Below are 15840 nucleotides of genomic sequence, written 5' to 3' on the forward strand. Positions count from 1 at the left end.
CAAAACTGCTTGCAATATAAAATCGGTTTCGTTACCCATCAACTGATTGCAATTCACAACTGGTTTTGGTCGAGCATGACAGGAGGGTGAGATGGCCAAGGTGATCGTCTGGAATCTGGTGACGCTGGAAGGGTTCTTCGAAGGTAAGGAGAAGTGGGATCTCGGCTTCCACAACGATGCCTGGGGCGAGGAACTGAGCGCGCTCAGCAACGAGTTCGGGCGCAAGGCCGGGCTGCTCGTCTTCGGCCGCGTCACCTATGAGGGGATGAAGGCCTACTGGACGACGACGACCGAGGAGGAGGGCGAGACCAAGGCCTTCATGAACGCCCTGCCGAAGCTCGTCGCCTCACGCAGTCTCACCGGCTCGGACTGGAACAACACCACGGTTACGGCCGACATCGCCGGCGAGATCATCAGCCGCAAGGCCGCGCCGGGCAAGGACATCTATGTCTTCGGCAGCGCGGAACTGACCGAATCGCTGCTCGCGGCCGGGCTGGTCGACGAGATCATGCTCGCGGTCGCGCCGGTCACGATCGGGCAGGGCACGCCGTTCTTCAAGCCAGGAACGGAGAAGCGCAGCTTCGCGCTGATCGCGGCCCGCCCGCTGAAGAACGGGACCGTGATCCTGCATTACGGCGTCAAGGCTGCGGCATAGGCCCGCGGTTCAGCCGCGCCGGACCATCAGCACAGCGGCGAGGATGGCGACGCCGCCGAAAGCCTGCACCGGGGTCGGCTGCTCGCCGAAGAGGGCCCAGGCGGCGAGCACGCTGACCAGCGCCGGCCAGACCATGACAAGCGAGGCGGCGCTCGCGCCATAGCTGCCGAGCGAGAGCGTGATCAGCCCCTGGCCCAGTGCATGGGAGACGAGGCCGAGGCCGATGACTGCGAGCCAGCCCTGCAGGCTCGCCGGGATGACGGCCTCCCCGAGTGCCAGCGCCGCCGCGAGGCAGAACACAGCGCAGACGACGCTGGAGACGAGGCTGACATAGCCGGCATCGGCCCGGTCGCGGGCGCGGCGCACTGCGAGGATATAGCTGGCGTAGGACATCGCGGCGCCGACGGCGAGGCTGTCGCCGAGCAGATTGCCCGAGACCTGTGCCCCGCCGGTGAATTTCGGCAGGACGAGCAGCAGCGCGCCGGCGATCGCCAGCATCAGCGCGCCGAGAATGCGACGCGACGGGCGCTCGCCGAGCAGCAGCCAGCCGCCGAGCACGACACCGACGGGAGCGAGATTGCCAAGCAGCGAGGCGTTGGCGATCGTCGTATGGCCGAGCGCGGCATTGAAGAGCGTGACGTCGATGCCGAAGGTCAGGCCCGCCAGCGCGATTGCTGCAAAGGCGCCGCTGCGAACCTTGTTGCCAACAGGCTTGCGCTGCTCCAGCGCCGTCCAGGCGGCGAGGACCGGCAGCGCGAACAGCATGCGCCAGAAGCCGGCCGCGGCCGGACCGACATCGGCGAGCCGCACGAAGATGCCGGAGAAGCCGATGAAGGTGGCGCCGGCCAGCAGCGCGACGAACATGGCAAGCGCGGGAGAGGCGGGACGGACGGGTATCGCAGGGGCGGACATGGCACGTTTCTGGCGGGTGGTGAGACCAGCTTCGGTCGCGACGCACGGCCGGCTCAGCCTCGTTCAGGCGTCGATATAGGGTGCTTCCTTCGATCGGAAAAACGGATTATTCTGATTTAACCATTCTTAAAACCGATCGACGCTGCGCGTTCCAAGGAGGCACGTCATGACGGTCCATTTCGACCTCGCCGCGCTCGGCATGCTGGTGGCCGTGGCGGAGACCGGAGGGTTTACCGCGGCGAGCGCGCGGCTCGGCCGGACGCAATCGGCGATCTCGGTTCGCATCCAGGATCTGGAGAGCCAGCTCGGCCACAAGCTGCTCGAACGCTCGCGCCGCGGCGTCACGCCCACCGATGCCGGCGAGCGGCTGATCGCCCATGCGCGACGCCTGCTCACGGTCGAGCGTGAGGCGCTCGCCGATCTGGCCGGCGACACGCCATCGGGCCGGCTGCGCATCGGCATCCCGGACGACTACATGGACGCCTATTTGCGGCCGCTGATCGCGCGGTTCGCCGCCGAACATCCGAAGGTGGAACTGGAAGTGCGCTGCGATCTGTCGAAGCGCATCGAGCCCGCGCTGCTGGCCGGCGAGTTCGACCTCGCCGTGGTCACGCAGGATCCCAACAAGCCGATGGGCGAGGTGCTGCGCCGGGAACCGCTGGTCTGGGTGGCGGCGCGCGGCCACCGGCCCGAGCTGCAGGAAACGCTGCCGCTCGCGCTCTTCGCGGAAGGCTGCAGGGCGCGGCCGCGCATCCTCGCTGCGCTCAACACGGCCGGCAAGGCGCATCGGCTGGTCTTCTCCTGCTCGCACACCTCGGGCGTGCTCTCGGCGGTGGAGGCGGGCTTCTGCGTGGCGGCGATCACCGAGAGCGCGGTGCCGCCCTCGCTGCGCCGGATTGGCCCGGCCGAGGGCCTGCCGCCGCTCTTCGAACTCACTGTCGGGCTGATCATGGCGCCACGTCCTGATCTCGCCGCGCGACGCTTTGCCGATGCCCTGCGCGAGGAAATGAGCCTGCTGAGGCTCGCGGCCTGACGCAGCGCATTGCCCAAAAGCGCGAGCGGGCTTAAAGCCAAGGGGACTTCTTTCCTTCAGGCATGGATCCCGGTTCGGCGCCACTGACGCGTGGTGCCCGGGATGACGGCCTGTCTCAGTTTCCGGTTTCAGACACGATCCGATCTCATGAAATTCCTCGACCAGGCCAAGATCTATGTGAAGGCGGGTGACGGCGGCGCGGGCTGCGTCTCCTTCCGCCGCGAAAAATTCATCGAGTTCGGCGGGCCGAACGGCGGCGATGGCGGGCGCGGCGGCGACATCGTCGTCGAATGCGTGCAGGGCCTGAACACGCTGATCGATTTCCGCTTCCAGCAGCATTTCAAGGCCCGGACCGGCGAGCACGGTATGGGCAAGGACCGCCATGGCGCCAATTCGCCGGCGATCGTGCTTAAGGTGCCGCCGGGCACGGAGATCCTCGATGAGGACGGCGAGACCAAGATCGCCGACCTGACCGAGCCCGGCCAGCGCTTCGTACTGTGCAAGGGCGGCAATGGTGGCTTCGGCAACGCCTATTTCAAGACCGCGACCAACCAGGCACCGCGCCATGCCAATCCCGGCCTGCCGGGCGAGGAGCGCTGGGTCTGGCTCCGGCTGAAGTTGATCGCCGATGCCGGGCTCGTCGGCCTGCCCAATGCCGGCAAGTCGACCTTCCTGGCGACGGTCACGGCGGCGAAGCCCAAGATCGCGGATTATCCCTTCACCACGCTGCATCCTGGCCTCGGCGTCGTGCGTGTCGACGGGCGCGAGATGGTGCTGGCCGATATTCCCGGGCTGATCGAGGGCGCGCATGAGGGCCACGGCCTCGGCGACCGCTTCCTCGGCCATATCGAGCGCTGTCGGGTGCTGCTGCATCTGGTCGAGGGCACGAGCGAGCATGCCGGCAAGGCCTATAAGACGGTCCGCGAGGAACTGGAGGCCTATGGCGAGGGGCTGGCCGAGAAGCCGGAAATCGTCGCGCTCTCCAAGGTTGATGCGCTGACGCCGGAAGTGCTGAAGGAGCAGGTCGCGCGGCTGAAGCGGGCGGCGAAGCGCATGCCGATCATCCTCTCCTCCGCCTCGGGCGAAGGGGTCGATGTGGCGCTCAGGGCGCTTTTCGCCGTGGTCGAGGAAGCCCGGCGCGAAGAGGAGCGCGAGAACGCTCCGGCTGCTGAGGCCGGCTGGCGGCCGTGAATTTCCACTGAACCACTTCGTCATCCCGGACAAGCCGCGTCAGCGGCGCCGCTCCGGGATCCATCGTAAGGCTCCGGCGCGATAACATATACATAGATCGCCGTTACCGCGTCCGATAGGACGCGCGGCGATCTAGGATGGATCCCGGGTCAAGCCCAGGATGACGGCGTGCCTCTTAGCGGAAATCCCTCCAGGCGCCGACGCGGTGAATGCTCTCGCGATCGCGCTCGGCTTCACCGAAGGGCGCGACCGGCCAGTCCCAGCCCTCGTCCGGTTTGGGCAGCGCGACGCCGCGCATCAGGTCGAGCCGGTCGGTGATCGTGCCTCCGCGATCGCGCTCGATCATCTCGACATCGCTGAGCAAGACCACGCGGCCGTGGAAACGCCGGAGATCGTCGAGATGCCAGGCGATGCAGCGCGCCGGCAGATCCGCAGGCAGTTTCGCAGCTTCGGCCGGATGATCGACGAGCCAGTCCTCGATCGGCCAGGCGAGCTGGGAGAGCAGATTGGCCGAGACCACGAGGTCGATTGCCGGATCGGCGGTGAGATCGGCCAGCGGATCGGTTCGGCCGTCCCTTTCACCCGCGAGCCAGCCCATCACGCCGGTGAGATCGCGCGAGAGCATCGCGACGTTGCGGCGGAAGTGCATGCGGAGCCGGACTTGCGGCAGATGCACGGCATCGACCAGCAGCACGCGCTCGAAATTGGCCGCGAGCAGGCCGAGTGGAATGTCGCGCAAAAGCCCGGAACCGAGGATCACGGCAGTCCGCCGTTGCGGCAGCTCGGCGATGGCCTGCGCGACGATGTTCCGGCAGCGGGCATGATGCTCGGCCCATGCGCGGCGCTGCCTCACGCCGCGTGACCAGAGCGCGACGCTCTCGCCGACGAGTCCGAGCTTGCGGGTCATGCGCGAGGCCGGCGTCGCCAGCCGCAAGGCCAGTTCCGCCAGCATCGAGGCTCAGGTCAGCGCACCGCGCGCCGCGACGGGCCAGACGGCTTCGACATGGGCGTCCGGCCCGTGCAGGCCGCGCACGCAGACATACCAGTCGTGCAGATTGACCGTCGGGTCGCAATGGCCGGGGATCAGCAGCAGGCGGTCGCCGCGATGCGGCAGCGCGATCGGTTCGCCGGTCAGGATGCCGTGCTCGTCCGAGGGCTTGGTGTAGATCGCCCCGTCGCGTCGGAACGGAACCGGCATGCCCGAATCGATGGCGACAGCCTTGTGGCCGGCATCGACGATGGCGCGATCCGGCACCGGTTTGCTCATTACGCCGGCGAGGACGAAGAGCGCATGCTCGAAGCTGCGGAAGGGCGTGCCGTCGGCCTGGCGATTGCGGGCGTAATCGGCGTCCATGAAGATGTAGGAGCCGGCCTGGATCTCGTTCCAGATGCCGGATTGCGTCTCCAGCTCGTAGGTGCCGGTGCCGGCACCGCTGATGATCTCGCAGGGCAGCCCGGCATGGGCGAGGCGCTCGGCGGTGTTGCGCGCGGCGAGGCCAGCGCGCTCGATCGCCTCGCGCCGTTCGTCGATCGAGCGCATGTGCTGGGCGGAGCCGTGATAGGCCTGCAGCCCGGCGAAGCGCAGCGTATTGGAACGGGCAATCGCCTCAGCCAGCCTGACGGCGCCTTCGCCCGGCGCCACGCCGCAGCGCCGCCCGCCGACATCGATCTCGACGAGGACATCGAGCACGACGTCGTTGCGCGCTGCAGCCTCGGCCGCGTCGCGCACGCCGTCGGGATGGTCGACGCAGAGGCCGATGCGGGCGCTGCGGGCAAGCCGTGCCAGCCGGTCGAGCTTGGCGGGGCTCGCGATCTCGTTGGTCACCAGCACGTCGCCGACGCCGCCAGCGACCAGGATCTCGGCCTCCGCAACCTTCTGGCAGCACTGACCCACGGCCCCGTTGGCGATCTGCCGCAAGGCGATCTCCGGGCTCTTATGGGTCTTGGCATGGGGCCGCAGCCTGACGCCATGGGCCTGGGTGAAGGCCGCCATGGCGACAAGGTTGCGTTCGAAGGCATCGAGATCGAGCACGAGAGCGGGGGTCTCGATCTCGGCGAGGCTTTGGCCGGGCTGGGCCGGCGGCGATAGGGGCATGGAGTCTCCTGAATCGGTTGTGGCCATGGGAGGACAGCTTCGTGTCCGGAGCAAGGCCCTTCGCCTTCACCGTGGCATGCACCAGTGGCGCTTGCCGTTCTGCCGTGATAGGCGCGGCCCATGAAGATCGGCCGCGTCACCGACGATACCCTCGCGCTCTTCGCCCGCGTCTGGCGCGAGCAGATCAAATCCTACCTGCCGCAGATGCTGATGATTCTCGGCCTCGTGGTGGTCATCGCCGCGACGACGAGCTTTTATCCACTGCTGATCAAGGCGGCCTTCGATGCCTTCGCCGATCCGCTGACGGCCGAATCGACGGGTTTCGTGCGCCGCATGGAGCGGCTGGTCTCGAAGTCGATCGGCTACGAGATCGGCGTGGTGAACGCCGTGGCAGTGGTCGTGGTGATCGTCACCGCAATCAAGGGCTTCTCGCTGCTCACCCAGACGGTGATGACCAACAAGGTCGTCAGCCGAATCGAGGCGGACATGCAGACGGCGCTCTACGGCCACCTGATCGATGCCGACCTCGCGCAGCTCCAGAAGGAGAACCCCGCTTCGCTCACCCAGCGCTTCACCACCGACTTCACCTTCGTCAAGGAGGCGCTGACGCGCATCGTCAACATCGCGATCCGCGACGTGGTGACGGCGATCGCGCTCGTCGGCGCGCTGTTCTGGATCGATTGGAAGATGACGCTGGTGGTGGTGCTGATCGCTCCGATCATTGCGCACCCGATCGGCCGGATCGGCCGCAAGCTGCGGCGTATGGCGAGCTCGCAGCAGGAACAGACCGGCATCATGGCGAGCCTCGTCACCGAGAGCCTGCAGGGGGCCCGCGTCGCCAAGACGGATTCGCTGGAGCCCTATCTGAAACAGCGCGCGACCAGCGCCTTCGAGACGATCCGGACGCTGAAGGTCAAGGCAGCCAACGCGCGGGGCCGGCTCGACCCGCTGCTCGAGGTCGGTGGCGGCATCGCGGTGGCCGGTGTGCTCGCCGCCATCGGCGTGCGCATCACCTCGGGGGCGTCCACGGTCGGTGATTTCACCGGCTATGTCTCGGCGCTGTTGCTCGCGGCGCAGCCGATGCGCTCTCTCGGCAACCTCAACGCCATCGTCCAGGAGGCCGGCGCTTCGCTGAAGCGCTATTACGCGCTGATCGACGAGAAGCCGCTCATCGTCAATCGACCGAATGCCAAGCCTCTGGCGGTGGCGGCCGGCGAGGTCGCTTTCCGCCATCTGCGCTTCCGCTATCGCGAGGACCAGCGCGCGCTGGAGGGCATCGATCTCTTGGCGCGTGGCGGAAAGACGACCGCGCTGGTTGGCCGTTCCGGCTCCGGCAAGTCGACGCTGCTCGCATTGGTGCCGCGCCTGCACGATCCGGTCGAGGGGCGGATCGAGATCGACGGGCAAGATCTACGTGGCGTCACGCTCGAGAGCCTGCGCCATCAGATCGGCGTCGTCAGCCAGGACGTGGTGCTTTTCGACGATACCGTGCGCGCCAACATTGCTTTCGGCCGCCCTGGAGCAACACAGGAAGACATCGTCGCGGCCGCGAAGGCTGCGGCGGCGCATGACTTCATCATGGCGATGCCGGGTGGCTACGACGCCTCGGTGGGCGAGCGTGGCCACAAGCTCTCGGGCGGTGAACGCCAGCGCATCGCCATCGCCCGTGCGATGTTGAAGGACGCGCCGATCCTCCTGCTCGACGAGGCGACGAGCGCGCTCGACACCGAATCCGAACGCCTCGTCCAGCAGGCGCTGGCGAAGCTGATGAAGGGCCGCACCACCATCGTCATCGCGCACCGGCTCTCGACCATCCGCGAGGCGGATCTGATCGTCGTGATGGATGAGGGCAAGGTCGTCGAGACCGGCAGTCACGACGAGCTTCTGGCCCGCGACGGAGCCTATGCCCGACTGCATCGGATGCAATTTCTGGAGAGCTGATCGCCACGCGCTGCTCGCCGTCATTGCGAGCGCAGCGAAGCAATCCAGGGGGACTGGGTTGAACGTCTCACCCAGTCCCCCTGGATTGCTTCGTCGCTTCGCTCCTCGCAATGACGGCGCACTATCTGCAGAATGCGGCGCAGCCGGCTTCCCAGAATGGTTTGCCGGATTCAAGCGGCGGGATCGACGGCCGCGGCTTGCGGCCCGGTAGGTCCTCGGGGACCGGGCTCACCAGCTCCCACCAGCTATGGGCGCATTGCGAGCGATAGGCCATCTGGTCGGAGATCGAGGTGCCTTCCTTCCCCAGGACCGCGTCGAGCGCCGCACAGGCCTCGCGCAACCGCGCATCATGCGCGTCGCTCGGCGCATTGGCATAGTCGTGGAAGGCCTCGGTGAAGGCTTCCATCTCGCGGGCGATATGCGGCCAGTCGGAGCGTCCGAGGTTCCAGGCGTCCATCCATTCGCGCACGACTGTTTCGACAGCCTCGGCCTTCGGCTTGTCCTTCACCTTGCGGGCGGTGGTCAGCATGTGGCGCATCAGCTCGGCGCGGGCATGGGCGTGGCGGGCGCGCAGCGCGGCTGCCTGCATCTGCGCGATGGCGTCGGCCGCCTCCTTTTGCAGCGCTTCGACGAAATGCGGCATGGGGCGATCCTTCAGGGCAGGGTGGCGAGCCGTTCGATCATCCGTTCGAACAGCTCATGGGCCTTCACGGCCGAGACGACGTGGGCGTTGGGCTCGCGCTTGAGGCGGCCGTTCCAGTCGATGGTGGTGCGTCCGCGCAAGGGGCCGTCGCTGGTCTCGACCGTGACGAAGCAGTCGCGCCCCTCGAAGAGTTCCGGCCAGAGCAGATAGGCGACCACGCAGGGGTCGTGCATCGGATGCCCGTCGCTGCCGAGCCCGCCCGGGCGCGGGCGCGTCAGCATGCCATGGACGGCCTTGCCGGCGGCGTTGCCGAGGGCGCCGATGCGGGCGATCTGTTCATGTCGGGCGATGGCCTGCAGCGTGACGCCAAGACCGAACATCACGATGGGCCGGCTGCACCCGAAGACCACCGCCGCCGCGTGCGGATCGACATAGGCGTTGAATTCGGCGGCCGGGGTGATGTTGCCGAGCCCGATGGCGCCGCCCATCAGCACGACGCGCTTCACCTTCGGCAGGATGTCCGGCGCGAGCCGGAAGGCGAGCGCGAGATTGGTCAGCGGGCCGAGCGGACAGAGCGTGATGCTAGCGTCCGGTGCAGCGCGGCAGATGTCGATGATCGCCTGCACCGCGTGGCCAGGCGCAGCTTCGCTCGCGGGGGCGGGAAGATCGGCGCCGGCAAGTCCATCCGGTCCGCAGACGAATTCGGCGGTTTCGAGCGCGATGACGAGCGGTCCCTCGGCGCCGGAATGGACGGGAATATCACCGCGACCAGCAAGATCGCGGATACGCAGCGCATTCGCCGTGGTCTGTGCGACCGGCACGTTGCCGGCGACCGTGGTGATCGCCCTGAGATCGAGCCGCTCGGCGCTGGCGAAGGCGAGCAGCAGGGCAACGGCGTCGTCCTGTCCCGGATCGGTGTCGATGACGATCGGCTCGCGCATCGGATCAGGCCGCCTTGGCGTTACCGGCCATGATCATATGGGCGATATCGTCGGCGCTGAGGTCGCCGAGCGGGCGGTCGACGTATTTGCGGCCGGCGCCCATGATCACGACGCGGTCGGCCAGCGCCACCACGTCGCGCATGTTGTGGCTGATCAGGATGACGGTGCGCCCATCGGCCTTGAGCTTTCGGATGAGGTCGAGGACGAGCGCGCTCTCCTTGACGCCGAGCGCGGCGGTCGGCTCATCCATGATGATGATCTCGGCGTTCCAGCGCAGGGCGCGGGAGATCGCGACCGCCTGGCGCTGGCCGCCCGAGAGCCGCTCGACTGGGCGCGTCATGTCGGAGACGGCGGCGGAGAGCTGTGAGAGGTAGCGCTGCGATTCCGCGATCATCCTCTTCTTGTCGAGGATGCGCAGGAAGGGCAGCAGGACGGGCTTCGTCAGCTCCGAGCCCATGAAGACGTTCTGGGCGATGGAGAGGCGCGGAGCGAGCGCAAGGTCCTGATAGATCGTCGCGACGCCGTTCTCGAGCGCATCATGCGGTGAAGTGAAGGTGACCGGCTTGCCGCGCAGGCCGATGGTGCCGCTCGTCGCCTCCTCGGCGCCGGAGATCACCTTGATCAGGCTCGACTTGCCGGCGCCGTTGTCGCCGCAGAGCGCGACGACCTCGCCCGGGAAGATATCGAGATCGACATCGCGCACGGCGACGACCGGGCCGTAGCTCTTGCCGATGCCGCGCAGCGAAAGGAGAGGGGTGGGGGTGGTCATGGTCGGGTCGCAGGAGTTTTTCCGTTGCATTCAAGCTCGCCGTCATCCCGGCCGCAGTGCAGCGGAGCGCCGGGATCCATCGTAGAGCGCAACGCCCTTCGATGGATCCCGGATCTGCGCTGCTGCGCAGCTTGTCCGGGATGACGGTGGAGCTGAATGAGGTTCACTTCTTCAGGAACTGCTGGACGTTGTTCTTGTCGACCAGCACGGCTTCGGTGAAGAGATATGGGCCCGACGTGATGCTCTCCTTCGGCTTCTTGTCGACGACGATCGCCTGGATCGCGTCGACCGCCTGCTTGCCCATCTCCTCGAAGGGGATCGCCACGGTCGCCATGAAGGTCGAGCTCGGATCGGCGATGCGCTCGTAGCTTTCCTTGCCGCCATCGACCGAGATCAGCGGGATCTGCCCCTTCTTCACCCCTTGAGCCTGCAGCAGGTCGTCGATGATGTAGGCCTGGCCGTCGAAGGAAGCCCAGATGCCGTTGATCTTGCCCTGGTTCTGCAGCAGCAGCGCCTGCATGCCGGCGCGGACGTCGTCGCGCCAGCTCTGGGTGCGCGCCATCGAGAACTTGCCGAGTTCCTTCACCGCCTGGTTTTCGGCAAGAACGGCATCGAGGATCTTGCCGCGGATGCGCGAGGCAACGTTGAGGTCGAAGCGGGCCGAGATGATGTTGCCCTGGTAGCCGAGCTGGCCGAGCAGATAGAGCGCGGCGTCGGCGCCGACCTTGTACTCGTTGGTCTGGATGTCGAAGAGCGCGTGCGGGCTCGCACCCGATTGCACGGTGATGACCGGGATCTTGGCGTCTTTCGCCGCCTTGAACTGGGCGTCGGCCTCGACCGGCTTGCCCATGGCGATGATGATGGCGTCGACCTTCTTGGCGATCAGCGCGTCGAACTGCTCGGCATGCTTGGGCAGCGCGCCTTCCGAGTTCAGCAGCGTGACGTTCCAGCCCTTGGCCTTCGCGGCCGCGGCCGCGGCATTGGCGACGCGCGCATGCGTCTCCGACGAGAACTGGAAGCCGATGATGCCGACCTCGAAGGCGCTGGCCGACTGGCCGAGCGCGACAAGCGCGGCGGCAGCCACCAGCATTTTCCGGAACCCGAACATGAAACCCACTCCCCTCATTCCGATCGTCGTCGTTGAATCTAGACCTTGAACGCCGCCTTCTTCATCGCACTTGCGGAGAAGGCGACCGAGCCGATGATGATCGCGCCGAGCACGATGTCCTGAACGTAATAGGGCGCGCCGAGCAGCACCAAGCCGTTGCCGAGCACCTTGAGCACCAGCGCCGCAAAGACCGTGCCGGGAATGTTGGGCTTGCCGGGCTCGAACATGGTCATGCCGAGCAGCACGGCGGCGATGGCGTAGAGCAGATAGTCGCCTGCCATGTTCGGCGCGGCCGATGACAGGTTGGCGGCGAGCAGCACGGCCATGATGCTGGCAAAGACGCCGGCGAGCAGCAGGCCGATGCGCTTCATCCGGGCCGTGGCGATGCCGGCGAGCCGCGCGGCTTCGTCGGCTTCGCCGGTCGCGACCATATGGGCGCCGGTCCTGGTCCATTTGACCAGGCCCCAGGCGAAGAGCGTGGCGCCGGCCATCCAGAGCACCAGATTGGGAATGCCGAAAGTGTAGCCGCGGGCGAGCCCGGTGAAGCCGACCGGCCAGCGCCCGACGAAGGCGACGCCCTGGGTGATCATGAAGGCGAGGCCCTTGGCGATGGCGGCGGTGCCGAGCGTCATGATCAGCGAGGGGATACGCAGCACCGTGACGCCGTAGCCGTTGAGCGAGCCGAGCACGAGGCCGACCCCGAGCGCCGCCGCCACCGCGACGGCCGGCGGATATTGCAGCTGCACCAGCCAACCGCAGACGACGGCGGCGAGGCTGGCCATTTCCGCGACGGAGAGGTCGAGTTCCGCCACGGTGAAGGCGAGTGCGAAGCCGAGTGCCAGGATGGCGAGGAAGCTCGTATCCTTCAGCACGTTGATGATGTTGGTGGTGCTAGCGAAGTTCGGTGCGAAGATCAGGAAGAAGAGTATCAGCGCCAGCCCGGCGATCGCCGTGCCGTAATGCCCGATCACTTCGCGCGGGTCGATGCGGCCCAACTCAGGCTCCCTTGGCGATGGTGGAGATCGGCGAGAGGATCTCGATGCCGCCGGTGATCGGGATCAGGGCGCCGGTGACGAAAGCGGCGCCATCCGAAAGCAGGAATGCGATCACGTTGGCGACATCCTCGGGCCGTCCCAGCCTCCCCAATGGCGTGCGGACCGCCGCACCCTCGACCAGCGCATTGAATTGCTGCGCGAATCCGTTCCTCACCATTGGCGTATCGATGATGCCGGGCGCAACCGCATTGACGCGGATGCCGTGCCGGCCGAGCTGCTGGGCCATGCCGTAGGTCAGGGTCGCGACGCCGCCCTTGGCCGCGCCATAGGCGAGATTGGCGCCGCCATTGCTATGGGCGATCGAGGAGATATGGACGATCGCGCCGCCGTCGCCCTGGGCGATCATCTGGCGCGCGGCGGCCTTCGAGATGCGGAACACGGCCGAGAGATTGACGTCGACCAGCTTGTCCCATTCGTCATCTTCCATCTCGACCATGGGAACCGGCCGCGAAGCCCCGGCGCCGGTGACGAGATGGTCGAGACGGCCGAAGCGAGACACGGCCAGATCGGCGAGAGCCTGGGCGAGATCGCGCTCGCGGACATCGCCGGCGAACGTTACCGCTTCGCCGCCGGCCGCCGTGACCTCCGCCGCTACCGCATCAAGGCCGAGCTGGTCGAGACCTGAGAGCACCAGCCTGTGTCCGGCGCGAGCGAGCGTCACCGCAAGCGCGCCGACGATGCCTCCCGAGGCTCCGGTCAGGAGCGTGACGGGAGCTCTTTCCTTCGGGGTCTTCATGGCTGCTGGCGTCGGCATGGCGAAGCGTTCTTAGGGAGTCGGTTGCGGGTTGGCGAGGCCGGGCAACGCAGCCGAGGTCTGCGCCAGCGCCGTTAGGTCAGCCGAGATCGGCGCCAGCGCCGCTTCGCTGCGACGATAGAGGGCGTAGAGCGCGTCATAGGCGGGACGCCGGGCGGGATCTGGTTCGTAGCGGCTGGCCACCTCGACCAGCGCATCCTGCGCCGCCTCCAGCGAGGCGAAATGCCCGCGCCCAGTCCAGGCGATGATTGCAGCGCCCAGCAGACCGGGCTCCCTTGCGCGGCCGACCACGATGGGGCGGTCGCAGAGATCAGCCTTGATCTGCGCCCAGGCCGGATTGGCCGCCGCGCCGCCGCCGAAACGGATCTCGCCGACGCGGCTACCGAGCGCCGCTTCTGCCCGCTCCAGCACCAGGCGATTTTGGCAGGCGACGCCTTCCAGCACGGCATAGGCGAGGTCAGTCGGGCCGTGCTGGCGGCCGAGGCCCAGGAAGGCGCCGCGCAGGTTCGGGTTCCAGTAGGGTACGCGTTCGCCCTGGAGATAGGGCAGGAAGATCAGGGGTTGGGGGTGGCGTTGGCCGGCGAGCAGGCGATCGATGCTGTCGCTGACGCTGTCCGAACCGCCGAGCAGGTCGACCAGCCAGGCAGCGGTATCGGCGCCGTTCTGGCTGGGACCACCGAGATGCCAGAGGCCGCGCCAGTCGACGGAGATGAGGCCCTCGGCCTCAGCCTGTTTCGGACCGAGCACACCGAGCACTTCGGTGGTGCCGGAAATGTTGTAGGCATAGCCCGCGCGCAATGCGCCGAGCCCTGCTACGGCCGCCCAGGTGTCGTTGCAGCCGCAGAAGACCGGAATGCCGGCAAGCCGATCGAATGGCTTTGGCAGGCCGGCGCGCACGGCCTCAACGGCATCGCAGGGTTCGAGGATCGTCGGGATGATGGCCGGCAAAAGGCCGATGCTGGCGAGAGCCGAGTCCCCGTTATGCTTTTCCGCGCAGGCGATCAGCCGCGCCATCGAGACTGGATCGCTTGCGACCCGGCCTGTCAGGCGGAAATTCAGATAGTCCTTCGGTTCGAGCACGCGGGCGAGGGCGCGAAAGTTCTCCGGCTCTGCTTCCGCGAGCCAGGCGAGGCGCGCGAGCGGATGGAAGGCGTTGATGCGGCCGGCTTCCGGATGGCCTCCCAACGCCTCCCGAAGCCGCGTGGCGACCGCGTCGGAGCGTGCATCCTTCCAGGTCAGGGCCGGACGAAGCTCGCGGCCGTCATGGTCCAGGAAGACCTGCGTGCGCGTCACGCCGCAGATCGCGATGCCTTCGATGTTCGCAAACAGGTCCGGCGCATCGAGCGCGAGTTTGTCCGCAGCCTCGCGCAGCAGCGTCCACCAGGCATCCGCCCCGATCTCCGAGCGGTCAAGGTGATCGCTCAGGACCGGTCCGGCAACGGCCTGCTCGGCGCGGGTGACGCCGTGCCGGTCGATCAGCGCCGCACGAAAGCTGCTGCCGCCGAGATCGCAGGCGAGGACGACGCTTATCTGCTGCATTTGGATAGAAACACACTCGTCATTCCGGACAAGCCGCTTTAGCGGCGCCGATCCGGAATCCATCACAAGGCTCGACGCTCTACGATGGATTCCGGGTCAAGCCCGGAATGACGGCAGTTCAATCATCCGAGCACACTCCAAATCGCGCCGAAGTCAAGAACGTGATGTCTTCACGCTCTGCCGCGCGGTGGCGAGGATATCGTCGACGAGCCTCTGTGACGCCAGCGCTTCCTCGCCGGTGACGACCGGGTCGCGGCCCTGCTCGATTGCATCGAGGAAATCGGCGATGACGGCGCGGTGCGCATCATGCGGGAAGTCCATGATGTTGGCGCCGCTGCCGGTCGAGCCTTCTGCCTCGACGATCTCCTCGTTGCCGTCGAGAAAGGAGAGCCTGAGCCGCCCGCCGATCAGGGCTGCGAAGCCCTTGGTGCCGGTGATCTCGATGCGCTCGGGATAGCCGGGATAGGCGGCAGTCGTCGTCACCAACGTGGCGGGGGCGCCGTTGCCGGTTTCCAGCAGGGCGGAAACGTAGTCCTCGGCCTCCATGCGATGGAGTGCCGTCGTGCGGGCCTGGGCCGCGACGACCCTGGAGACGCCGACGAGCGAGCGGAACAGGTCGAGCGAATGGATCGCCTGGGTCAACAGCACGCCGCCGCCGTCGCGGCGAAGCGTGCCGCGGCCGGGCTCGTCATAGTAGCTCTGCGGGCGCCACCAGGGCACGGAGAGGAAGGCGGCCTCGATGGTACCGAGCTCACCCGATTGCAGCGCCGCCTCCAGGCGCAGACTGGCGGGCCGGAAGCGGTGCTGCAGCACGACGCCGAAGGTCCTGCCGGTCCGACGCGCGGTGTCGACGAGGCGCTGGCCGCGCTCACTCGTCAGTTCCAGCGGCTTCTCGACGAGAACATGTTTGCCGGCTTCAAGGCAAAGCGCCGAGACGTCGAAATGGCTGCTCGGGGGCGTCAGGACGATGGCGGCGTCGACCGCCGGATCGGTCAGAACGGTCTCAAGGTCGGTGGTCGTGGGGAAGGGAAACTGTTCGGCATAGGCCTTGGCCCGATCGGGCGTGCGGCTCACGGCCCAGCGCACCTCGGCACGATCGGCGAGATCGAGCAGGCTCTTGGAATGCGGCAGGGAGGCGGGGCCGAGCCCGATCACGGCGATGCCGAGCTTGCGTGTCATGACAGGCGATCCCCCATCCTCATTC

Annotated in this window: 15 protein-coding genes; 4 read left to right on the top strand and 11 right to left on the bottom strand. The window is 67.2% G+C overall.

The features are described 5' to 3' along the window. The first annotated feature begins 91 nt into the window (after nt 1–91). Complete coding sequence (locus FQV39_RS20570; protein ID WP_149131984.1) at nt 92–655, top strand: dihydrofolate reductase family protein; 564 nt, start codon at nt 92–94, stop codon at nt 653–655. Nucleotides 656–664: 9 nt separating this feature from the next. Here FQV39_RS20570 and FQV39_RS20575 read toward each other — a convergent pair whose 3' ends face one another. Further along, entirely contained in the window at nt 665–1567 is a 903-nt protein-coding gene (locus FQV39_RS20575; RefSeq protein WP_149131985.1) for a DMT family transporter, read from the bottom strand. 166 nt (nt 1568–1733) lie between these two features. Between FQV39_RS20575 and FQV39_RS20580 the strand changes: the two genes are divergently transcribed. Both FQV39_RS20580 and obgE read left to right on the top strand, forming a co-directional pair. Continuing rightward, nucleotides 1734–2600 (top strand): LysR family transcriptional regulator, encoded by an 867-nt coding sequence (locus FQV39_RS20580; protein ID WP_149131986.1) that lies wholly within the window; start codon nt 1734–1736, stop codon nt 2598–2600. Between the two features lie 147 nt (nt 2601–2747). Then, nucleotides 2748–3791 carry a GTPase ObgE gene (gene obgE, locus FQV39_RS20585; RefSeq protein ID WP_149131987.1) on the top strand — a complete coding sequence of 348 codons (1044 nt, stop codon included), beginning with the start codon at nt 2748–2750 and terminating at the stop codon, nt 3789–3791. A 175-nt stretch (nt 3792–3966) separates the two neighbouring features. Here obgE and FQV39_RS20590 read toward each other — a convergent pair whose 3' ends face one another. Both FQV39_RS20590 and FQV39_RS20595 read right to left on the bottom strand, forming a co-directional pair. Continuing rightward, nucleotides 3967–4743, bottom strand: a complete 777-nt coding sequence (locus tag FQV39_RS20590) for a hypothetical protein (protein WP_149131988.1) — start codon at nt 4741–4743, stop codon at nt 3967–3969. Nucleotides 4744–4749: 6 nt separating this feature from the next. Further along, nucleotides 4750–5886: a DSD1 family PLP-dependent enzyme gene (locus FQV39_RS20595; RefSeq protein WP_149131989.1), complete on the bottom strand. Its 1137-nt coding sequence runs from the start codon at nt 5884–5886 to the stop codon at nt 4750–4752. A 120-nt stretch (nt 5887–6006) separates the two neighbouring features. Here FQV39_RS20595 and FQV39_RS20600 point away from each other — a divergent pair, with 120 nt between their 5' ends. Continuing rightward, nucleotides 6007–7827: an ABC transporter ATP-binding protein gene (locus tag FQV39_RS20600; protein WP_149131990.1), complete on the top strand. Its 1821-nt coding sequence runs from the start codon at nt 6007–6009 to the stop codon at nt 7825–7827. Between the two features lie 121 nt (nt 7828–7948). Here the strand turns inward: FQV39_RS20600 and FQV39_RS20605 are convergent, their stop codons facing one another. From FQV39_RS20605 to FQV39_RS20640, 8 genes are all read right to left on the bottom strand, one after another. Beyond that, the gene (locus FQV39_RS20605; protein WP_149131991.1) at nt 7949–8470 is read right to left on the bottom strand and encodes a hypothetical protein; all 522 of its coding nucleotides are present in this window, start codon (nt 8468–8470) and stop codon (nt 7949–7951) included. 11 nt (nt 8471–8481) lie between these two features. Further along, complete coding sequence (locus FQV39_RS20610) at nt 8482–9411, bottom strand: nucleoside hydrolase (protein ID WP_149131992.1); 930 nt, start codon at nt 9409–9411, stop codon at nt 8482–8484. Nucleotides 9412–9415: 4 nt separating this feature from the next. Further along, on the bottom strand, nt 9416–10180 hold the full coding sequence (locus tag FQV39_RS20615; protein WP_149131993.1) for an ATP-binding cassette domain-containing protein: 765 nt from the start codon (nt 10178–10180) through the stop codon (nt 9416–9418). Between the two features lie 163 nt (nt 10181–10343). Then, a complete protein-coding gene (locus FQV39_RS20620) occupies nt 10344–11288 on the bottom strand; it encodes a sugar ABC transporter substrate-binding protein (RefSeq protein WP_149131994.1) in 945 nt (314 codons plus the stop codon). A gap of 38 nt (nt 11289–11326) precedes the next feature. Further along, complete coding sequence (locus FQV39_RS20625; RefSeq protein ID WP_248313090.1) at nt 11327–12283, bottom strand: ABC transporter permease; 957 nt, start codon at nt 12281–12283, stop codon at nt 11327–11329. Nucleotide 12284: 1 nt separating this feature from the next. Then, nucleotides 12285–13097, bottom strand: coding sequence for an SDR family NAD(P)-dependent oxidoreductase (locus FQV39_RS20630; RefSeq protein ID WP_149131995.1), 813 nt, complete (start codon nt 13095–13097; stop codon nt 12285–12287). A 12-nt stretch (nt 13098–13109) separates the two neighbouring features. Next, nucleotides 13110–14636, bottom strand: coding sequence for a xylulokinase (locus FQV39_RS20635; protein ID WP_248313091.1), 1527 nt, complete (start codon nt 14634–14636; stop codon nt 13110–13112). Nucleotides 14637–14789: 153 nt separating this feature from the next. Then, nucleotides 14790–15815 carry a Gfo/Idh/MocA family protein gene (locus tag FQV39_RS20640; RefSeq protein ID WP_149131996.1) on the bottom strand — a complete coding sequence of 342 codons (1026 nt, stop codon included), beginning with the start codon at nt 15813–15815 and terminating at the stop codon, nt 14790–14792. Nucleotides 15816–15840 lie beyond the last annotated feature (25 nt).

The sequence above is a fragment of the Bosea sp. F3-2 genome, assembly GCF_008253865.1.
Lineage (GTDB): Bacteria > Pseudomonadota > Alphaproteobacteria > Rhizobiales > Beijerinckiaceae > Allobosea.